Annotated in this window: 19 protein-coding genes and 1 tRNA gene; 10 read left to right on the top strand and 10 right to left on the bottom strand. The window is 71.2% G+C overall.

Annotated elements, in window-relative coordinates:
• The first annotated feature begins 41 nt into the window (after positions 1-41).
• Positions 42-1196 (top strand): threonine aldolase family protein, encoded by a 1155-nt coding sequence (locus E2170_RS12900; RefSeq protein ID WP_133001012.1) that lies wholly within the window; start codon positions 42-44, stop codon positions 1194-1196.
• 26 nt (positions 1197-1222) lie between these two features.
• Here the strand turns inward: E2170_RS12900 and E2170_RS12895 are convergent, their stop codons facing one another.
• From E2170_RS12895 to E2170_RS12885, 3 genes are read right to left on the bottom strand one after another with little or no spacing between them, the layout of a single operon-like run.
• Positions 1223-2173, bottom strand: coding sequence for an aldo/keto reductase (locus E2170_RS12895; protein ID WP_207914992.1), 951 nt, complete (start codon positions 2171-2173; stop codon positions 1223-1225).
• Between the two features lie 38 nt (positions 2174-2211).
• Positions 2212-3006 carry an SDR family NAD(P)-dependent oxidoreductase gene (locus E2170_RS12890; protein ID WP_133001010.1) on the bottom strand — a complete coding sequence of 265 codons (795 nt, stop codon included), beginning with the start codon at positions 3004-3006 and terminating at the stop codon, positions 2212-2214.
• A gap of 32 nt (positions 3007-3038) precedes the next feature.
• Positions 3039-3899, bottom strand: a complete 861-nt coding sequence (locus E2170_RS12885) for a DODA-type extradiol aromatic ring-opening family dioxygenase (RefSeq protein ID WP_207914979.1) — start codon at positions 3897-3899, stop codon at positions 3039-3041.
• A 103-nt stretch (positions 3900-4002) separates the two neighbouring features.
• Between E2170_RS12885 and E2170_RS12880 the strand changes: the two genes are divergently transcribed.
• Positions 4003-4902 (top strand): LysR family transcriptional regulator, encoded by a 900-nt coding sequence (locus E2170_RS12880; protein WP_207914978.1) that lies wholly within the window; start codon positions 4003-4005, stop codon positions 4900-4902.
• 33 nt (positions 4903-4935) lie between these two features.
• Here the strand turns inward: E2170_RS12880 and E2170_RS12875 are convergent, their stop codons facing one another.
• Both E2170_RS12875 and E2170_RS12870 read right to left on the bottom strand, forming a co-directional pair.
• The gene (locus E2170_RS12875) at positions 4936-5466 is read right to left on the bottom strand and encodes a riboflavin biosynthesis protein RibA (protein WP_133001008.1); all 531 of its coding nucleotides are present in this window, start codon (positions 5464-5466) and stop codon (positions 4936-4938) included.
• Positions 5467-5544: 78 nt separating this feature from the next.
• Positions 5545-6096, bottom strand: a complete 552-nt coding sequence (locus E2170_RS12870) for a YaeQ family protein (protein ID WP_133001007.1) — start codon at positions 6094-6096, stop codon at positions 5545-5547.
• Positions 6097-6184: 88 nt separating this feature from the next.
• Between E2170_RS12870 and E2170_RS12865 the strand changes: the two genes are divergently transcribed.
• Together E2170_RS12865 and yghX are read left to right on the top strand one after the other, a co-directional pair.
• On the top strand, positions 6185-6637 hold the full coding sequence (locus tag E2170_RS12865; protein WP_133001006.1) for a hypothetical protein: 453 nt from the start codon (positions 6185-6187) through the stop codon (positions 6635-6637).
• Between the two features lie 61 nt (positions 6638-6698).
• The gene (gene yghX, locus E2170_RS12860; protein WP_133001005.1) at positions 6699-7589 is read left to right on the top strand and encodes a YghX family hydrolase; all 891 of its coding nucleotides are present in this window, start codon (positions 6699-6701) and stop codon (positions 7587-7589) included.
• Between the two features lie 6 nt (positions 7590-7595).
• Here the strand turns inward: yghX and E2170_RS14180 are convergent, their stop codons facing one another.
• From E2170_RS14180 to E2170_RS12850, 3 genes are all read right to left on the bottom strand, one after another.
• The gene (locus E2170_RS14180) at positions 7596-8048 is read right to left on the bottom strand and encodes an arginase family protein (protein ID WP_279432871.1); all 453 of its coding nucleotides are present in this window, start codon (positions 8046-8048) and stop codon (positions 7596-7598) included.
• Positions 7979-8446, bottom strand: coding sequence for an arginase family protein (locus E2170_RS14175; RefSeq protein ID WP_279432870.1), 468 nt, complete (start codon positions 8444-8446; stop codon positions 7979-7981). The genes E2170_RS14180 and E2170_RS14175 overlap by 70 nt, the downstream gene beginning before the upstream one ends.
• Positions 8447-8546: 100 nt before the next feature.
• On the bottom strand, positions 8547-9824 hold the full coding sequence (locus E2170_RS12850; protein ID WP_165942233.1) for an acyltransferase family protein: 1278 nt from the start codon (positions 9822-9824) through the stop codon (positions 8547-8549).
• A 166-nt stretch (positions 9825-9990) separates the two neighbouring features.
• Here E2170_RS12850 and selA point away from each other — a divergent pair, with 166 nt between their 5' ends.
• The 4 genes from selA to selD all read left to right on the top strand — a co-directional run bounded on the left by selA (position 9991) and on the right by selD (position 14690).
• A complete protein-coding gene (selA, locus tag E2170_RS12845; protein ID WP_133001003.1) occupies positions 9991-11436 on the top strand; it encodes an L-seryl-tRNA(Sec) selenium transferase in 1446 nt (481 codons plus the stop codon).
• The gene (selB, locus tag E2170_RS12840) at positions 11433-13385 is read left to right on the top strand and encodes a selenocysteine-specific translation elongation factor (RefSeq protein ID WP_133001002.1); all 1953 of its coding nucleotides are present in this window, start codon (positions 11433-11435) and stop codon (positions 13383-13385) included. The genes selA and selB overlap by 4 nt, the downstream gene beginning before the upstream one ends.
• 92 nt (positions 13386-13477) lie before the next feature.
• Positions 13478-13573 (top strand) — tRNA-Sec (locus E2170_RS12835).
• A gap of 43 nt (positions 13574-13616) precedes the next feature.
• Positions 13617-14690 (top strand): selenide, water dikinase SelD, encoded by a 1074-nt coding sequence (gene selD, locus E2170_RS12830; RefSeq protein ID WP_133001001.1) that lies wholly within the window; start codon positions 13617-13619, stop codon positions 14688-14690.
• A 28-nt stretch (positions 14691-14718) separates the two neighbouring features.
• Here selD and E2170_RS12825 read toward each other — a convergent pair whose 3' ends face one another.
• Positions 14719-15162 (bottom strand): hypothetical protein, encoded by a 444-nt coding sequence (locus tag E2170_RS12825; RefSeq protein WP_133001000.1) that lies wholly within the window; start codon positions 15160-15162, stop codon positions 14719-14721.
• Positions 15163-15291: 129 nt separating this feature from the next.
• On the opposite strand from E2170_RS12825, the gene E2170_RS12820 reads away from it, so the two are divergent.
• Positions 15292-15627, top strand: a complete 336-nt coding sequence (locus E2170_RS12820; protein ID WP_425477866.1) for a YkgJ family cysteine cluster protein — start codon at positions 15292-15294, stop codon at positions 15625-15627.
• A gap of 61 nt (positions 15628-15688) precedes the next feature.
• Here the strand turns inward: E2170_RS12820 and E2170_RS12815 are convergent, their stop codons facing one another.
• Entirely contained in the window at positions 15689-16567 is an 879-nt protein-coding gene (locus E2170_RS12815) for an acyltransferase (RefSeq protein WP_133000999.1), read from the bottom strand.
• Positions 16568-16714: 147 nt separating this feature from the next.
• On the opposite strand from E2170_RS12815, the gene E2170_RS12810 reads away from it, so the two are divergent.
• A complete protein-coding gene (locus tag E2170_RS12810) occupies positions 16715-18307 on the top strand; it encodes a M28 family metallopeptidase (protein ID WP_133000998.1) in 1593 nt (530 codons plus the stop codon).

The raw sequence follows: 18307 nt of genomic DNA, 5'->3' as shown, positions 1-18307 counted from the left end.
CGACCACAGCATCGGCGGTTGGAACCTCGAGGGGGACGCCATTGGATCGCCGCACCTTCCTGGCCACGGGCAGCCTGGCCGCGACCGCCTCGGTGCTGCCCGGCGCCGGCACCGCGGCACAGTCCGTCCGGGACGAACGCCTGTTCCAGCGCATCGACTTCACCTCCGACGGCCTGGGCCTGGATCCGCACGAATACGCCAGCCGCCTGCAGGCCATGGCCGGGCGCGACGGCTTCCTCGCGGACAATTACTCGCTTGGCGGCGAAGTCGCGAAGGTGGAGCAGGCGTTCGCCCGTCTGCTCGGCAAGCCCGCCGCGATGTTCGTGGCCACGGGCACCCTGGCCAACCTGCTGGCCGTGCGCCGCCTCGCAGGCGATGACCGCCGCGTGCTGGTCCAGGCCGAGAGCCACCTCTACAACGACAGCGGCGACGGCGCGCAGCTGCTGGGCGGGCTCAACCTGGTGCCGCTCGCGCCGGGCCAGGCCACGCTGCCGCTGACGGAGGTGCGGGACTGGGTGGAACGTTCGCGCAGCGGCCGCGTGCGCAACGACGTCGGCGTGGTCTCGATCGAAACGCCGGTGCGCCGCCGCGACCACACTGCCGCCGACTTCGGCGAGCTGGAGCGCGTCAGCCGCTACGCCCGTGCCGAAGGCATCCGCCTGCACCTCGACGGTGCCCGCCTGTTCGCGCTGCCGCAGCACTCCGGCCAACCCCTGCAGGCCTACACCGCGCTGTTCGACACCGTGTACGTCTCGCTGTGGAAGCATTTCAATGCGGCCAGCGGCGCGATCCTGGCGGGCAGCGAGGACTTCATCGACGGCCTGTCCCACGAGCGCCGCATGTTCGGCGGCGCTCTGCCCGCGGCCTGGCCGCAACTGGCGCTGGTGGAGGAATCCGCCGCCCGCTTCCAGGTGGACTATGCCGAGAGCTGGCGCGTGGCCGATGCGCTGCTGGGCATCCTCGAGGCCAGCGGGCGCTTCCGGGCACGCAGGCTTGGCGACGGCAGCGTCCGCTTCTACCTGTCGGTGGCCGGAACCGACCCGGCCGGCTTCGTCCAGCGCATCCGCCAGCGCGGCATCCGCATGGCAATGCCCGTGCCTGGCACGGGCGAAATCCCGATGCAGGTCAACGCCACCCTGCTGCGGGCCGCGCCCGACGACCTGGCGCGCCGCTTCATGGACGCGCTTCACGCCTGAATCGCGACCGGTATCGTGGCCTGCGGTCAGGCGTCGTGCCGGCCCGCATCCTCCAGTACCTCGAGCGCGGACCCGGGCAGCGCCAATTCCGCCGCACCCAGGATGTCCTCCATCTGCTGCAGGCTGGTGGCGCTGGCGATCGGCGCGGTGAGCGCCGGGCGCGACATCAGCCAGGCCAATGCAACCTGTGCCGGCGTCGCCTTCACCTCGTCCGCGACCTTGCGCAGCACGTCGAGCAGCTTCAGGCCGCGCTCGTCGAAGTAGCCTTGCAGGAAGCCTTCGCGCGCGGCGCCCTTGAGATCGTCGACGCTGCGGTACTTGCCGGTGAGGAAGCCGCTGGCCAGCGAGAAGTAGCTGACCACGCCCAGGCCGTGCTCCTGCGCCACGCCCGCCAGCGCCGACTCGAAGCTGCGGTCGTACAGGTTGTACGCCGGCTGGATGATTTCGTAGCGCGGCAGGTTGTTGTCTTCCGATACCGCCAGGGCTTCGCGCAGGCGCTCCGCCGTATGGTTGGACGCACCCAGGGTGCGTACCTTGCCCGCCTCGACCAGCCGGCCGAAGGCACCGAGCGTCTCCACCAGCGGCACCTCGGCATCGTCCAGGTGCGCGAAGTAGACGTCGATATGGTCGGTGCGCAGGCGCTTGAGCGACTCATCCACCGCGGCGGCGATGGTGTCCGCCGACAGGCCCTTGCGCGGCTCCCACATGCCGACCTTGGTCATCAGCACCACGTCGTCGCGGCGGCCGCGCTTCGCGAGCCAGTTGCCGATGACGGTCTCCGACTCGCCGCCGCTCAGGCCGGAGCCCCAGGACGAGTACACGTCGGCGGTGTCGATGGCGTTGAAGCCGCGCTCGACGAAGCGGTCGAGCAGCTTGAAGGAGGTGGCCTCATCGGCAGTCCAGTCGAAGACGTTGCCGCCGAAGACGAGGGGGGCGATTTCAGGGCCGCTGCGGCCGAGCTTGCGCTTCTGCATGATGGGTTGCTCCGAAAAATGTCTGGTTGTGTCGAAGGGAATCAGGCGATGGTCTCGACCGTGCCGCCGTCGACGCGCAGCGCCGAGCCCGTGGTGGCACTGGCCTGCAGCGACGCCACGTAGACGCTGAGGCTGGCGACCTCCTCCGGCGTCGCGAAGCGGCCCAGCAGGTTCGAAGGCCGGTTCTCGGCCAGGAACAGAGCCTCCATCCCGGCCGGGGTCACGCCGCGCTCGGCGGCCAGGTCGGCCATCATCTCCACCGCGCCCTCGGTGCGGGTCGGGCCCGGGAGGATGGTGTTGACGGTGACGCCGCTGCCGGCCAGGGCCTTGGCCAAGCCGCGCGACAGCCCCTGCAGCGCCGACTTGGTGACGCCGTAGTGGACCATCTCGGTCGGGATGTTGAGCGCCGACTCGCTGGAGACGAACTGGATCCGGCCCCAGCCGCGCTCACGCATGCCGCGCGCGTAGTGGCGGCCCAGGCGCACGCCGCTCATCACGTTGACCTGCCAGAACTCGTCCCACAGCGCGTCGTCGATATCGAAGAACTCGCGCGCACCGTAGATGCCGAGGTTGTTGACCAGGATGTCGGCGTCCGGGCGCGCGGCGATCAGCGTCGCGGCGCCTTCGGCGGTGCCGAGATCGGCGACCACGCCGCTGGCGTCGTCGCGGCCGCCGGCTTCGCGCAGCTTCGCCAGCGCCTCGTCCACGCGCGCCTGGCTGCGGCCGACGAGGGTGACGGCGGCGCCGGCCTTCGACAGACCGGTGGCGATGGCCAGGCCGATGCCGCCGGTGGAGCCGGTGACGATGGCGGACTTGCCGGAAAGGTCGATCTTCATTGGGGAACTCCTGTACGTGGGGCGGCTCTGGATCAGCCGAAGCGGAATGCGGAAAGCGTGGTCTTCATGACCTCTTCCGAGTAGACCTTGCGGCCCTCGGAGCCGGCGCCCGCGCCGGCGGCGACCAGCAGCGGCAACAGGTGCTCCTCGCCCCCCGGCGGATGGCTGTCGCGCGCATGCGGAGCACTCGCCCACTCGCGCAGCAGGGCCTCGCGCTGCTCTGTCGGGCTTTCGATCGCCGCGGTCAGCCAGGCATCGAACTTCGCCGAGACCGGCGTGTAGCGCGGATCACCGTAGCCGCGCATGTTGTGGAAGCTCATGCCGCTGCCGACGACCAGCACGCCTTCGTCGCGCAGCGCGGCCAGCGCGCGGCCGGCGGCGATGTGCGCGGCCGGATCCATGTCGCGGCGCAGCGACAGCTGCACCACCGGGATGTCCGCATTCGGGAACATCAGCTTGAGCGGAATGAAGACGCCATGGTCGTAGCCGCGCTGCGGGTCCACGCGCGCCTGCTCACCGGCCTCGCCCAGCAGCTGCACGATGCGGTCGGCAAGGGCCGGTTCGCCGGGCGCAGGGTAGGTGAGTTCGTAGGTGTGCGCAGGGAAGCCGCTGTAGTCGTAGATCAACGCCGGCCGGGCGCTGCCGGTGACGCTGAAACCCGGCTCCAGCCAGTGCCCGGACACCAGCACGATCGCCCGCGGCGCCTCCGGCAGGGTGCCGGCCACGCCCTTGAGGAAGGCGGCCATGCGGTCCCAGGTGTCGGCCGGGTTCCAGTCCATGAAGAAGCAGGGTCCGGCGCCGTGCGGAACGAAGAGCACGGGCATGCGCGCGGCACGGTCGGCGGCCGGCGCATTGCCGTTGCCGCTGGGGGAAGTGGATGCGTTCGTGTTCATGCCCGACAGTATGGTCTCCGCCCCGAAGGAACAGAATCCGGCACTACCGATCAACACTTGATACCCACAGTGTTAGATTGACGCAATGGACCGGATCACCAGCATGCGCGTCTTCGTCCGCGCCGCGACCGACGGCAGCCTCTCGGCGGCGGCCCGCCATCTCGGCATGTCGCCGGCGATGGCGACCAAGCACGTCAACGCGCTCGAGGCCCGCCTGGGCGTGAAGCTGTTCCATCGCAGCACCCGCCGCCTGGCGCTGACCGAGGCCGGCAGCGACTACCTCGACGCCTGCCTGCGCATCCTCCCCGAGATCGACGAGGCCGAGGCGGCGGCCGCCTCGCAGCGCATCAAGGCGACCGGCCTGCTGCGCATGAACGTGCCGCTGTCGTTCGGGCGCTGCTTCGTGGCGCCGCTGATCCCCGAGTTCTGCCAACGCCATCCCGAGGTGGCCGTGGAGCTGGGCCTGAGCGACGCCGAGGTCGACATCCTCGCCGGCAGCTGGGACCTGGCGATCCGCATCGGCCGCCTCGCCGACAGCGCCCTGCAGGCGCGGAAGCTGGGCGACAGCCCGATGCGGGTCTGCGCCTCCCCCGCCTACCTCGACCAGCGCGGCGTGCCGCGGCGGGTGGCGGAACTGGTCCAGCACAACTGCCTGGGCTACACGCTGTCCGCTGCCCAGGGCCGCGGGCACTGGGCCTTCGGCGCCAACGGCGATGTCCGCGTACCGGTCCGCGGCAATCTGATGGCCAACAACGGCGACGCCCTGCTGGCGGCCGCGATCCGCGGCCAGGGGATCATCTACCAGCCGGAGTTCATCGTCGAAGCGGCGCTCGCGCGCGGCGAACTGGTGGCGCTGGAGTTGGACCGCCCTCCGCTGGAGCTGGGCGGCATCCACGTGCTCTACCCGCCCGACCGGCGGCCGCCGGCCAAGGTGCGGGTGATGATCGATTACCTGGCCGAGGCCTTCGCCAGCGGTCGGCCGGCGATTCCTGCGCCGCGCTGAGCGCCACCGGCGCGGGCGCCGCACACACGCCAGTCAAAGCGTGGCGGTCACCTCCGCCCCGCGGGCGAAGAGGAAGTCCTTCGCCCGCTGCTGCTCATCGCGCGACAGGGCATGCACGACCACGGTGGTGCGGCGCGCGTCCATCGCATCGTGGGTGGTCTGGACATAGCGGTCGTGGTCGGGCCGGATCGACACCAGGCCGCCCAGCAGGAGCCCGCCGACCGCGCCGAACGCGACCGCGGCCAGTGCTGCTGCGACCGGCGAGCGCGCCACGAACGGCAGCCCCGCCCACATCATGACCCCGAAGGCGATCGCGCCGACCACGGCGCCGAGAATGCCCAGCCTCAGGTGAGCTGTCACGATGGTGCGCCAGATGCCGCCGCCCTCTGGCTCGAGCATGATGTTGGCGTCGGGCTCGTCCGGAGCGATCACCTTCACCTGCACGGGCTGGAGGCCCACGGTGGCGACCAGGGCCTCGGCGGCGTCGCGCGCGGCGGTGCCGCTGTCGAAGACCGCCGCGAGCTTGCTGTTGGAGACCTCTCCAGTGACTGGATTGTCGGACATGTCGCTGGCTCCTGCTGGCCTGCGACGATCATCCCAGAGCGGGCGTCCTCCTCACGTGAGCAAGCCGCGTCACCACCGTCATGCAGCCGCCATGCCCTTGCGCAGGCGCGGTGTCAGGCTCACGTCACCGCGGTCGCCGATCAGCTGCAGCGTGCCGTCCTGGATCATCGCGGTCAGGTTCATGCTGCGCTCGAGCAGGCCGGCGGCGGCTTCCACCTGCGCGGCATCGAGGTCCACCACCGCGAGGTTCCCGAGGCGCGAAAGGCCGTTGCCGACCTTGCCCCACCAGATCTCCGCGGCGCTGCCGCTGTAGTTGACCACCGTGACCTCGCGGGCGCGGCCGCAGGCCTTGCGGATGCGGCTTTCGTCGGGCTGGCCGAGGTCGATCCAGTGCTCGACGTCGCCGGTGTAGTCACGCAGCCAGAGGTCGGGGTCCTCGTCGGTGCTGAGGCCGCGGCCGAACTCCAGGCGCTCGTGCGCGTTCAGCGCGAAGGCGATCACGCGCGCCATCAGCCGCACCGGCGTCTCGGAAGGATGCTGGGCCAGCGTCAGCGCGTGGCCGGCGTAGTAGTTCCGGTCCATGTCGCTGACCTGGAGGTCCAGGCGGTAGATCGTGGCGTTGGGGGCCATGCGTGCGCCTCTTCAAGGGAGGCGCGAGTGTAGACCCTCCGCTAACGCGGCATCGCCGACAGTGGCCGCATCCCCGATGGAGCCGACCATGCGCATCCCCGCAACCCTGCTCACCCTCCTCCTTGCCGCCGGCTGCGCGCCCGGAACCGGCGACACCGCCGGCAATGCCGCTGATGGCGACGTAGCCGCCGCGCAGCCCACGGCTGAGCCCACCGCCGATACCGATGCCGGCATCCCTCCCGCGGACGGCCTGCCGGGAACGGTTCCGGAGCGCTTCCGCGGCACCTGGGCGGCGGACGCGGCCGCCTGCGCATCGCCCGGACATGAGTCGCACCTCGCCATCCGCGCCGACGAAATCGCCTTCCACGAAAGCTCGGGGCCGGTCACGGCGGTAGACACCGAGGGCAACCTGCTTGCGGTCACCATCCGCCTGACCGGCGAGGGCGAGACCTGGGAAGCGACACACGGCTTCGAACTGTCGGCCGACGGCCAGGCGCTGGTCGCCAGCGAAGGCGGCATGGCGCGCCAGCGCTGCGACTGAAGCAGCGGAACGATCGCGGTATCGTGGCGGGCACCGTCGACAGCATCACAGGAGCATCCGCATGAGCCGCCGCCTGACCGCCAGCGACTTCCCGCCCGAGCTGCTCGAGCTGTACGACGGTTACGTGCACGGCCGAATCAACCGGCGGCAGTTCCTCGACCGCGCCGGCACGCTGGCGATCGGCGGAATGACCGCGCTCGGCGCCCTCGCCGCGCTGAGCCCGAACTACGCGCTGGCACAGCAGGTGCAGTTCACCGATCCGGAGATCCGGGCCGAGTACATCAGCTATCCCTCGCCCAAGGGCCACGGCGAGGTGCGCGGCTACCTTGTCCTGCCCGCGAAGGCCGAAGGCCCGGTGCCGGGCGTGATCGTGGTGCACGAGAACCGCGGCCTCAACCCCTACATCGAGGACGTCGCCCGCCGCCTGGCCAAGGCCGGATTCGCCGCGCTGGCGCCCGACGGCCTGAGCTCGGTCGGCGGCTATCCCGGCAACGACGAGCGCGGGCGAGAACTGCAGCAGCAGGTCGATCCGGAGAAGCTGATGAACGACTTCTTCGCCGCCTTCGAGTTCCTGCTCGCGGACGCACGCACGACCGCCAAGATCGGCATCACCGGCTTCTGCTACGGCGGCGGCGTCTCCCACGCCACCGCGGTCGCCTATCCGGAGCTGGCGGCGGCCGTGCCCTTCTACGGCCGCCAGGCGAAGCCGGAGGACGTGCCGCGGATCAAGGCACCGCTGTTGATCCACTTCGCCGAGAACGATGCCGGCGTCAACGCCACCTGGCCCGCCTACGAAGAGGCATTGAAGGCCGCGGGCACCGACTACGAAGCGCACTTCTATCCGGGCACGAACCACGGCTTCCACAACGACTCGACGCCGCGCTACGACGAGGCCGCGGCGAAGCTGGCCTGGGAGCGGACGCTGGACTGGTTCCGGCGCCACCTACTCTGAGCGCGCCTATCCGAACGCCCTGAGCACGCCGGCGACGTTGCTTCCGATCTCCTTCACCGCGTAACCGCCTTCCTGCACCAGCACCGTCGGCAGGCGCATGGCCGCCAGGCGTCTGCCGATCATCGGGAAGTGCGTCTCGCCCAGGCGGAAGGCGCTGATCGGATCGCCTTCGTAGGTGTCCACGCCCAGTGCCACCACCAGGGCATCTGCGCCGAAGGCGGCGACCGCTTCCAGCGCGGTTTCCAGCGCGGTCGACCACGCGGCCCAGTCGGTGCCGCGCGGCATCGGCAGGTTGAGGTTGCAACCCTCGCCCGCGCCGATCCCGCGCTCGTCGGCAATGCCGAGGAAGTACGGGTACTCGGTCTCCGGCGTGCCGTGGATCGATACCGTCAGCACGTCGCCGCGCTCGAAGAAGATGTCCTGGGTGCCGTTGCCGTGGTGGTAGTCGACGTCGAGCACCGCGACCCGGTCGAAGCCACGGTCACGCAGATGCTGCGCCGCCAGCGCGCCGATGCGAAGGCCGCATCCCAGGTGCCCTCGACGATCGGCGTGCCGGCGTCGAAGGCGTAGTAGCCCATCGCGCCGTTGATGCCTTCGGGGATCCGGTCGCGGCGCAGGCTGCGCGCGGGGAAACCGCTGGGCAGCATGGAACCATCGCGCCCCTCATCCCGCCAGCGCGCATGCGCCGTGCGCAGGAAGTCGACGAAGGCCGGATCGTGCACCGCGTGCAGCACCTCGACGCCGAAGTCGCGCGGCTCGGAAAAGGCATGTCCGTCCGCCTGCAGTGCCTGGCGGATGTAGTCGACGCGCGCGGGCTGCTCGTAGCAGGGTACGAGTTCGCCGCGATGGAGCTCCATCCCCCCATCGTGGCGGAGATGCAGGGACGAATGGATGATCTGCATCACTGTCATGGTCGTGGGTGATCGCGGATTCTAGCCACTGGCAATGCCACGAGACTCAAGCCTCGCGCAACCGCAGCTTCCACGACGCGAACGCCACCGCCGCCAGTCCAACGACGGCGCCGGGCCAAGCACCCCAGACCAGCGCCGCGGCCAGCCCGGCGTACAGCGCGACGCCGCCCAGCAACACCGCGCCGGTCTCCCCGACCGCGGGCACCTCGCGCGTGCGCCGCAGTTCGAAGCGCACCACCAGCGCCACCAGTGGTGCGACCACCAGCAGGCACAGCGCGATCCAGCCCGCGCGGCCGAGCCAGAAGCCGGGCTCGCCGGGCAGGCCGGCGTCGATCGGCAGGCCCAGCTTCTCGCCCAGCCATGCCGCCGGCAGTTCGGCGAGCTTGTGCCACAGGTACAGCGGCATGCCCAGCGCGCCGAGCACCGCGATCGTGCGCCCCAGCGCGTGGCCGGCCAGCAGCCGTCGCGCCAGCGGTTCGAACAGCAGCACCGCGCCCACCTGCAGCCACATCACCCCGACCAGGGCCAGGGTCGGCGGCAGCATGTTGTTGCCGGCCAGGGCCACGCCGACCATCGCCACCGGATAGCCGCTGGCCATCGCCAGCGCCAGCCAGGCGGCACCCAGCAGCACCAGCGCGGCACCCGCGCCGACGCCGCGGAAGCGCCCTCGCTTCCAGGCGATGCCCAGCTGCTGCGGCAGCAGCCAGACCACCAGCATGTTCAGCCAGGCGATCCCCGCCGCGTTCTCGGACACGCCACGGCCCAGCCAGCGCAGCGCCGCGGGCGTGTACGCGCCCGCGCGGACCACGTCGAACACGGCCGCGACCGCCACCAGGCCCAGCACCGCGCCCAGGCCGAAGCGCGCGTCCAGCCGCAGGCACCACGGCAGCAGCGCCTGCACCGTGAGCAGCATCAGCAGGAACCACAGGTGGACGGTCAGCGACTGGTCGAACACACCCAGCAGGCGCCCGCCGGTCAGCAGCGTGAGCGCCGCCAGCAGCGCCAGCACCGCGAGGTAGGTCACCGTCGGCCGCGCCAGCCCCAGCGCGCGCGCCGCCCACCAGCGCGCCTGCCCGCCCTGCTCCACCCGGCGCAGCACGCCGTCCGCGCTCACCGCCGCGGACACGAACACGAACAGCGGCACCACCTGCACCACCCAGGTCAGGAAGCCGGCTGCATCCCACACCGCGAGCAGGTGGTCGGTCTCCACCAGCCGGCCATCGACCAGGCGTGGCAGCGTCGCGATCCAGTGCCCCAGCACCACCACCAGCAGCGCGCAGGCGCGGAGTGCGTCGGGATAGGGATCGCGTTCGGGCCGGTTCATGCGGTCGATGGGCTCTATGGAGGTGCGGCGACATCCTACCTGCCTGCGCCGAAACTGCCGCCGCTGCAGTCCACGCACAGGTGCGGCCGTACATGGCGACATCGATGGCTTTTGGCCTAACCTGCCCCACGCAAGGGCGTTCACGCGCCCGGAACGGCGAGGGGGAATGAAAGTGACGACGGCAGATCACGCGGCTGCACGACAGGAACCGGCGTTGGCGGGCGACATTCCGTCGCTGGACCGCCTGCTTCGTGACGACGCGCTGGCCGCCCTGCGCGCGGAGTACGGAACGACGCAGGTCACCGCGGCCCTGCGCACGCGACTCGATGCCCTGCGCGAAGCGGCGCTGGCCGGCACGCTGGCACGCGACGGACTCCGCGCCGAGGCCGTGGCCGAAGCCGTGGCCGAAGCACTGCACAAGGCCTCGCAGCCGCGGCTGCGCAGCGTGTTCAACCTCACCGGCACCGTGCTGCACACCAACCTCGGCCGTGCGCTGCTGCCGGACGCGGCGCTGCAGTCGGTGATGCAGGCGCTCACCTCGCCGGTCGCGCTGGAATACGACCTCGAACGCGGCGGCCGCGGCGACCGCGACGACCTGGTCGAAGGCCTGCTGTGCGAACTGACCGGCGCCGAAGCCGCGACCGTGGTCAACAACAACGCCGCCGCCGTGCTGCTGATGCTCAACTCGCTGGCCAACCGCCGCGAAGTGCTGGTCTCGCGCGGCGAACTGGTGGAGATCGGCGGCGCCTTCCGCATCCCCGACATCATGAAGCGCGCCGGCGCGAAGCTGGTCGAGGTCGGCACCACCAACCGCACCCACGCCGCAGACTACACAGGCGCCATCGGCGCGCGCAGCGCGATGCTGATGAAGGTCCACTGCAGCAACTACGCGATCTCCGGCTTCACCAGCAGCGTCGATGCGCCGGCGCTTTCGGCGATCGCGCGCGGGCACGGCCTGCCGCTGGGCGTGGACCTGGGCAGCGGTTCGCTGATCGATCCCGCGCGCTGGGGCCTGCCGCACGAGCCCACCGTCCGCGAAACCATCGAAGCCGGCGCCGACCTGGTCACCTTCAGCGGCGACAAGCTGCTCGGCGGCCCGCAGGCGGGACTGATCGTCGGCCGCGCGGACCTCATCGCGAAGATCCGCAGGAACCCGCTCAAGCGCGCCCTGCGCGTGGGCAAGCTGACCCTGGCCGCGCTGGAACCGGTGCTGGCGCTGTACCGCGCGCCGGAGCAGTTGCCCGAACGCCTCACCACCCTGCGCCTGCTGCTGCGCCCGCAGGCGGCGATGCAGGCGCAGGCGCAGCGCCTGGCCCCGCCGCTGCAGGACGCGCTGGGCGAAGCCTGGGCCATCGCCACGGCGCCCATGGCCAGCCAGATCGGCAGCGGCGCGATGCCGGTCGAGGCGCTGCCGAGCTGGGGCCTGATGCTGCATTTCAAGGGCAAAGGCAGCCGCGGCCGCGCACTCGAGCGACTGGCAAAGGCACTGCGCGATCTGCCGCGCCCCGTGATCGGCCGCATCGCCGACGACGCGCTGTGGCTCGACCTGCGCTGCCTGGAAGAAGCCGACGAAGCCGACTTCGCCACCCAGCTGAAGGCACTGCGCGCGTGATCGTCGGCACCGCCGGCCACATCGACCACGGCAAGACCACCCTGGTGCGCGCGCTCACCGGGGTCGAGACCGACCGCCTGAAGGAAGAAAAGGCGCGCGGCATCTCGATCGAACTCGGCTATGCCTATGCACCGCTGCCCGATGGCGGCGTGCTGGGCTACGTCGACGTGCCCGGCCACGAGAAGCTGGTGCACACCATGGCCGCGGGTGCCTGCGGCATCGACTTCGGACTGCTGGTGGTGGCCGCCGACGACGGCGTGATGCCGCAGACGCGCGAGCACCTGGCGATCCTCGGCCTGCTCGGCGTCGGACGCGGCGCGGTGGCGATCACCAAGGCCGACCGCGTCGAGCCCGCGCGGATCGACGCGGTGCGCGCCGAAGTCGCAGCCCTGCTGGCCGATGGCCCGCTGGCCGGCGCGCCGGCCTTCGCCGTCAACGCCAGCGCCGACGGCGATCCCGGCGTGGAGGCGCTGCGCCAGCACCTGCAGGAGCAGGCCCTGGCCGCGCCCGCGCGCAATGCCGACGGCCTGTTCCGCCTCGCGGTCGACCGCGTGTTCACCCTTGCCGGCCGCGGCACCATGGTCACCGGCACCGTCTTCGCCGGCCGCACCTCGGCCGGCGACGAGAATGCGCGGCTGGAGCTGGCGCCCGCCGGCAAGCCGGTGCGCGTGCGTTCGATCCACGCGCAGAACCGGCCCAGCCCGGACGCCCGCGCCGGCGAACGCTGCGCGCTCAACCTGGCCGGCACCGCCAGGGACGCGATCGGACGCGGCGACTGGATCGCCGATGTCCGCGCCTTCCTGCCCACGCGCAACGTCGACGTCGAACTGCGGCTGCTGCCCGACGCCGATGCCGCCATCGGCAACTGGGCGCCGCTGCACCTGCACCTCGGCACCGCGCGCCGCCTGGCGCACGCCGTGCCGCTGGCCGACGGCGGCATCGCGCCAGGCGGCAGCGGCCGCGTGCAGCTGGTCTTCGACGAACCGCTGTGCGCCGCGCCCGGCGACCGCTTCATCGTGCGCGATGCCCAGGCCAGCCGCACCATCGGCGGCGGGCGCGTGCTCGATCCCAACGCGCCCGCGCGCAAGCGCCGCTCGCCCGAACGCCTGGCCTGGCTGGACGGCATCGCCGCCATGCTCGACGGCGAAGGCCTGCAGGCGTTGCTGCGCCATGCCGGCCATGGCGTCGACGAGACCGCCCTGGTGCGCCTGGCCAGCCTGGCGCCAGAGCAGCTGCAACTGCCTGGCGACGCACGCTGGCTGCTCCCGCGCGGCGCGCCGCGCATCGCGATTACCGACCTGCACCGCGAAGCGCTGTGCGCGCGCATCGAACAGGCACTCGCCGACTTCCACCACGACTCGCCCGACGAACCCGGGCCCGAGGCCACGCGCCTGCGCCGCATCGCGCTGCCGACGGCCCCCGCCGCCCTGTGGCAGGCGCTGCTGGACGAACTCGCGCAGGAAGGCCGGCTGCAGCGCAAGGGCCCCTGGCTGCACCTGCCCGGGCACCGCGTCACGATGGATGCCGACGATGCCGCGCTGGCCTCGCGCCTGCTCGTGCGCCTGCATGATGGCGGCTTCGATCCGCCCTGGGTGCGCGACCTCGCCCGGATCGAGGCCCAGCCGGAGGAACGCGTGCGCCGGCTGCTGCGCATGCTCGCCCTGCAGGGCGACGCCCACCAGGTGGTGCGCGACCTCTTCTACCATCGCGATCGCATGCAGGAGGCGGCCGCGCTCGCCTGCGCGATCGCCGCGCGCGAGGGCTCGATCGAAGCCGCGAACTTCCGCGATGCCACGGGCCTGGGCCGCAAGCGCGCGATCCAGATCCTTGAGCACTTCGACCGAACCGGCCTCACCCGCCGCGTCCGCGACAGCCACCTGCTGCGCGAGGACAGCACCTGGCTGCAGGCGCTGCGCGCGGCGTCGGCGGCAGACGCGCCCGACGACTGAAACGCTGCGGTCCAGACAGCATCCGTCGCCACGCGATCCTTGTGATAGCTTGGCTGCGGCACGCGGCGCACCCCGCCGGCGCGGCCACCCATGGAAGGCAAGCGCGCCCGGTGGCGCGGCCGGGCTTCAAACCCGGTTGGGGGCGTCAGCCGCTCCCAGGCAGGTTCGACTCCTGTTGCCTTCCGCCATTCCCGCGCCGCCGCGCGGACGCACCGAACCAGCGAGTGAAGCATGACCGCAAACGCCGGCACGCCCGTAGCACAGCCCCAGACGCCCCGCCTGACGTCGCTGTCGCACGGCGGCGGCTGCGGCTGCAAGATCGCACCGGGCGTGCTGGCCGACCTGCTCAAGCGCGCCGCGCCGGCGCCGGTCTGGCCGCAGCTGATGGTCGGCAACGACACCGCCGACGACGCCGCGGTGTACCGGCTCAACGACGAGCAGGCGCTGATCGCCACCACCGACTTCTTCATGCCGATCGTGGACGATCCCTACGACTTCGGCCGCATCGCCGCCACCAATGCCCTGTCCGACGTCTACGCCATGGGCGGCACGCCGATCATGGCCCTGGCCCTGGTCGGCATGCCGATCAAGGTGCTGCCGCACGAGGTGATTGCCGAAATCCTGCGCGGCGGCGAGGACGCCTGCGCCGAAGCCGGCATTCCCGTCGCCGGCGGCCACAGCATCGACTCGGTCGAGCCGATCTACGGCCTGGCCGCGATGGGCATCGCCCACCCCGACCGCATCCGCCGCAACGCCGACGCGCGCGCCGGCGACCTGCTGGTGCTGGGCAAGCCGCTGGGCGTGGGCGTGCTGTCGGCAGCGCTCAAGCGCGGCGTGCTCGACGACGCCGGCTACCGCGCGATGATCGACGCCACCACCCGCCTCAACCGGCCCGGGCCCGCGCTGGCGGCGCTGCCCGACGTGCACGCGATGACCGACGTCACCGGCTTCGGCCTGCTCGGCCACGCACTGGAGCTGGCACGCGGCGCGAAGCTCACGGTGCGCCTGCGCCACGACGACCTGCCCTGGCTGCCGGGCGTGCAGGCGCTGGCCGCCGAGGGCGTGGTCACCGGCGCCTCGGGGCGCAACTGGGCCGCCTACGGCGACGGCGTCGAGCTCGGCGCCGGTATCGACAAACCCGCCCGCGACCTGCTCACCGATCCCCAGACCTCCGGCGGCCTGCTGGTGTCCTGCGCGCCGCAGGCGCTGGGCGAAGTGCTGGAGGCCTTCCACGCCGGCGGCTTCGCCGATGCGGCCGTGATCGGCGAGACCCGCGCCGGCGAGGCGCGCGTCGAAGTCGTCTGATTCGCTGGCGGGCGTGCGGGCCCGGCGATCATCGTCCCGACGAAGGGAGCCTGGCTCCACCCGTTACGCGCCTGCCCGCCAGGATCGCCAGCCACGCCATCGGCAGGTAGGCGAACAGCAGGTCGACGGCGATGAACCACGCCGGGGCCGGGATCATGAAGGCTGCGGCGATGCCGCCGGCCAGGAACACCGCGCCAATCACCCAGGCCAACGCCGCCTTGCGCCTGCCCGCGACCACGAAGGCCACGAACGCTCCCGCCAGCGTGCCCAGCGCATGCGCCAGGAACGGGGCCAGGAAATGCTTCGGTTCGAACAGGTGGATGCCCGCGGCCAGTCCTTCGGCGGTGGTCACGTCCACGCCCGCTGGCGGCGGCACCAGCGAAGGCCCCCAGGTCACGATCGCCATGTTGACCACGCTGCCCACGACCAGTCCCGCAAGGACCGCGGCGATGTTCCGAATCCAGTGCTTCATGCCCTTCCCCCGCGCGCCCTCCACGCGGAGGGCGTTGGCGATTCTAGCCACAACGGCAGGCCATGCGCCGCCATACGGGGGCGTTCACGCGCAACCGGCTAGGATGCAGTTCCCGCTTCCTGCGCATTGATGCCTACTTCCGCCACCATGCCAGCCGCCACCGAGGCCGGCGTGCCCCACTGTGCATCCTGCGATGCCGTCTGCTGCCGCATGACCGTGGTCCTGCAGGCCGGCGACCGCATCGCCGGCCACCTCACCGAGCACACAGACGCCGGGCTGCACGTCATGGCCCGCGACGAGTTCGGCTGGTGCGTGGCGGTGGACCCGGCCGGTGGCGGATGCTCGATCTACGAATCGCGGCCCGAAGTCTGCCGGCGCTTCGAGATGGGGGGCCCATACTGCCAGGCCGTACGCGAGGACTACGCCAACCGCAACGCCCGCGGGATCCCCCTGCAGATGTTCTGACACCGCGCCCGTCCCTGCATCCCGGCGGCAGTTCCTTGTCGGGCCGCCGGTGTCGCTGCGTTCACTCCCCGAGCAGGCGCCCGAGGTCGGCATCCTTCTGCGCCCACAGTCCGTTCATCCACTGCTGGAAGCGCGCGCGCACCGCGCGGTCGTCCTGGTAGCGGCCACACATGACTTCGGTCGGGATCGGGTGGTGGCGCACCCGCACCCGCACCTCGGGGATGCGCCCGCCCATCAGGTCCATCATGGTCGGCCGACCACCGGGATAGGCGATGGTCACGTCCAGCACGCCATGCAGGGCGTCGCCCATGGCGTCGATCACGAAGGCCACGCCGCCCGACTTGGGTTTGAGCAGATGCCGGTACGGCGAGGCCTGGCGCGCATGCTTCTCCGGCGTGAAACGCGTGCCCTCGACGAAGTTCATCACCGCCACCGGGATCTCGCGGAACTTCTCGCAGGCCCGCCGCGTGGCCTCCATGTCGCGCCGGCCCAGCTCGGGATTCTTCGCGATCTGCGCGCGGCTGTAGCGGCCCATGAAGGGAAAATCCAGCGCCCACCAGGCCAGCCCCAGCACCGGCACCCAGAACAGCTGGCGCTTGAGGAAGAAGCGCAGCAGCGGGATCCGCCGGTTGAACACCTTTTGCAGCACCACGATGTCCACCCAGCTCTGGTGGTTGGCCAGCACCAGGTAGTGGCCGTCGGCGACAAGCTCCCCGTCGCCCTCGACGTGGAAGCGCGTGGACGTGAAGTGGTCGATCATCGCGCTGTTGGCGCCGATCCAGCTTTCCGCAAGCGCCGCCAGCACCCTGTCGATGGCCCGCCTCAGGCGGGCGGACGGCAGCAGTGCCTTGAACAGGGCCGCCAGCAGCAGCGGCACCGCGTGCAGCAGCGTGCTGGCCACGATCAGGAGCAGCACCAGCACGGCGCGCAGTGAGGACATCAGGGCACCAGCCGGTCATTCCATCGAGCGAAGGCAAAGCGTAGCAAACCGGCAGCCGGAGCGTGACCAACGGCGGGTGCCGCCGCCCCGGGGGGTCGCTAGAGTCGTGGGTTTCGAGCGCCACGTCCCGGCGCGGAAGGAGTCCCGATGTTGAAGCCCTGCCTGATGCTGCTCTGCCTGGGCGCCAGCAGCCTGAGCCTGGCCAGCGAGCCGGTCGACCTGGACATGGTCAGCCGCATCCGCCAGGAGGCCTTCCACAACTCGCAGGTGATGGCGACCTTCAGCCACCTGACCGAGAACATCGGCGCGCGCCTGACCAACTCCCCGCAGATGGCCGAGGCCAATGCCTGGACCCGCTCGAAGTTCAACGAATGGGGCCTGTCCAACGTCCACGACGAAGCCTTCGACGGCTTCGGCCGCGGCTGGGAGTTCAGCTCGGCCAGCGTGGAGATGCTCGGCGAGCGCGTGCAGCCGCTGCACGCCCTGCCCAAGGCCTGGACGCCGGGCACCGACGGTCCGGTGGAGGGCGAACTGGTGCACGTGGAGATCAAGAAGCTGGCCGATCTCGACAAGTACCGCGGCAAGCTGGGCGGCAAGATCCTGCTGCTGGGCGAGGCGCGCGAGTACAAGCGCGGCACCGAGCCGGACTCGCACCGCCACGACGCCACCTCGCTGGAAGGCCTGCAGGAGTTCACCGTCCCGAAGGACAGCGCCAGCGACCGCGCCAAGCGGGTCAAGGAGTACAGCGAACGCGTCGAACTGGCCAAGGCCACCAACGAATTCTTCATCGCCGAGGGCGCGCTGGCATCCATCAGCATCAGCAGCTGGGACAACGGCATCATCCGCGTGGCCGGCGGCGGTTCGCGCAAGGCCGGCGAACCGGTGGGCATCCCGGAGCTGGCGATGATCGCCGAGCACTTCAATCCGCTGGTGCGCGCGCTGGAGCGGAAGCAGACCGTGCGCCTGCGCGTGAACGTGGACGCCCGCTTCACCGGCGACACCGACGAGCCCGGCTACAACACCCTGGCCGAGATCCCCGGCCGCGGCCGCAAGGCGGCCGAGATCGTCATGCTCGGCGCGCACATGGACTCCTGGCACACCGGCACCGGCGCCGCCGACAACGCCGCGGGCGTGGCGGTGATGATGGAGGCCATGCGCATCCTCAAGGCCGTGGGCGCGCGCCCGGAGCGCACCATCCGTGTGGCGCTCTGGAGCGGCGAGGAACAGGGCCTGATCGGCTCGCAGGATTACGTCGCCCGCCACTTCGCGGCTTATCCGGAGCCCACCGACCCGGCGCAGAAGGCGCTGCCGGGTTCGCTGCGCGAACCCACCGGCGCCCTGCAGAAGAAGCGCGACTACGACCGCTTCTCGGTCTACTTCAACATGGACAACGGCTCGGGCCGCTTCCGCGGCATCTACGCGCAGGAGAACCTGGCCGCGATCCCGATCTTCAAGGCCTGGCTGGAGCCCTTCCACGACGTCGGCGCCACCACCGTGGCCACCCGCAACACCGGCAGCACCGACCACATCGCCTTCGACCGCGTCGGCCTGCCCGGCTTCCAGTTCATCCAGGACCGGCTGGACTATTTCACCAACGTCCACCACACCCACCTGGACACCTGGGACCACGTCGAACCCGAGGACCTGAAGCAGGCCGCGGCCATCGTCGCCTCGTTCGCCTACCACGCCGCGATGCGGGAGGAGCGCATGCCGCGCAAGCGGGTGATCGAGCCCAGGTAA

Source organism: Luteimonas arsenica, assembly GCF_004352825.1.
GTDB lineage: Bacteria > Pseudomonadota > Gammaproteobacteria > Xanthomonadales > Xanthomonadaceae > Luteimonas > Luteimonas arsenica.
The sequence above is the reverse complement of the archived record's forward strand: the minus strand, read 5'-3'. Positions and strand labels throughout refer to the sequence as shown.

What these genes read in the sequence shown, in the direction of transcription:
- E2170_RS12890 (WP_133001010.1), bottom strand. Translation starts at nt 3,006, where the DNA reads ATGAAGATCGACCTTTCCGGCAAGTCCGCCATCGTCACCGGCTCCACC.
- E2170_RS12885 (WP_207914979.1), bottom strand. Translation starts at nt 3,899, where the DNA reads ATGAACACGAACGCATCCACTTCCCCCAGCGGCAACGGCAATGCGCCG.
- E2170_RS12880 (WP_207914978.1), top strand. Translation starts at nt 4,003, where the DNA reads ATGCGCGTCTTCGTCCGCGCCGCGACCGACGGCAGCCTCTCGGCGGCG.
- E2170_RS12875 (WP_133001008.1), bottom strand. Translation starts at nt 5,466, where the DNA reads ATGTCCGACAATCCAGTCACTGGAGAGGTCTCCAACAGCAAGCTCGCG.
- E2170_RS12870 (WP_133001007.1), bottom strand. Translation starts at nt 6,096, where the DNA reads ATGGCCCCCAACGCCACGATCTACCGCCTGGACCTCCAGGTCAGCGAC.
- E2170_RS12865 (WP_133001006.1), top strand. Translation starts at nt 6,185, where the DNA reads ATGCGCATCCCCGCAACCCTGCTCACCCTCCTCCTTGCCGCCGGCTGC.
- yghX (WP_133001005.1), top strand. Translation starts at nt 6,699, where the DNA reads ATGAGCCGCCGCCTGACCGCCAGCGACTTCCCGCCCGAGCTGCTCGAG.
- E2170_RS14175 (WP_279432870.1), bottom strand. Translation starts at nt 8,446, where the DNA reads ATGGAGCTCCATCGCGGCGAACTCGTACCCTGCTACGAGCAGCCCGCG.
- E2170_RS12850 (WP_165942233.1), bottom strand. Translation starts at nt 9,824, where the DNA reads ATGAACCGGCCCGAACGCGATCCCTATCCCGACGCACTCCGCGCCTGC.
- selA (WP_133001003.1), top strand. Translation starts at nt 9,991, where the DNA reads ATGAAAGTGACGACGGCAGATCACGCGGCTGCACGACAGGAACCGGCG.
- selD (WP_133001001.1), top strand. Translation starts at nt 13,617, where the DNA reads ATGACCGCAAACGCCGGCACGCCCGTAGCACAGCCCCAGACGCCCCGC.
- E2170_RS12825 (WP_133001000.1), bottom strand. Translation starts at nt 15,162, where the DNA reads ATGAAGCACTGGATTCGGAACATCGCCGCGGTCCTTGCGGGACTGGTC.
- E2170_RS12820 (WP_425477866.1), top strand. Translation starts at nt 15,292, where the DNA reads ATGCCTACTTCCGCCACCATGCCAGCCGCCACCGAGGCCGGCGTGCCC.
- E2170_RS12815 (WP_133000999.1), bottom strand. Translation starts at nt 16,567, where the DNA reads ATGTCCTCACTGCGCGCCGTGCTGGTGCTGCTCCTGATCGTGGCCAGC.
- E2170_RS12810 (WP_133000998.1), top strand. Translation starts at nt 16,715, where the DNA reads ATGTTGAAGCCCTGCCTGATGCTGCTCTGCCTGGGCGCCAGCAGCCTG.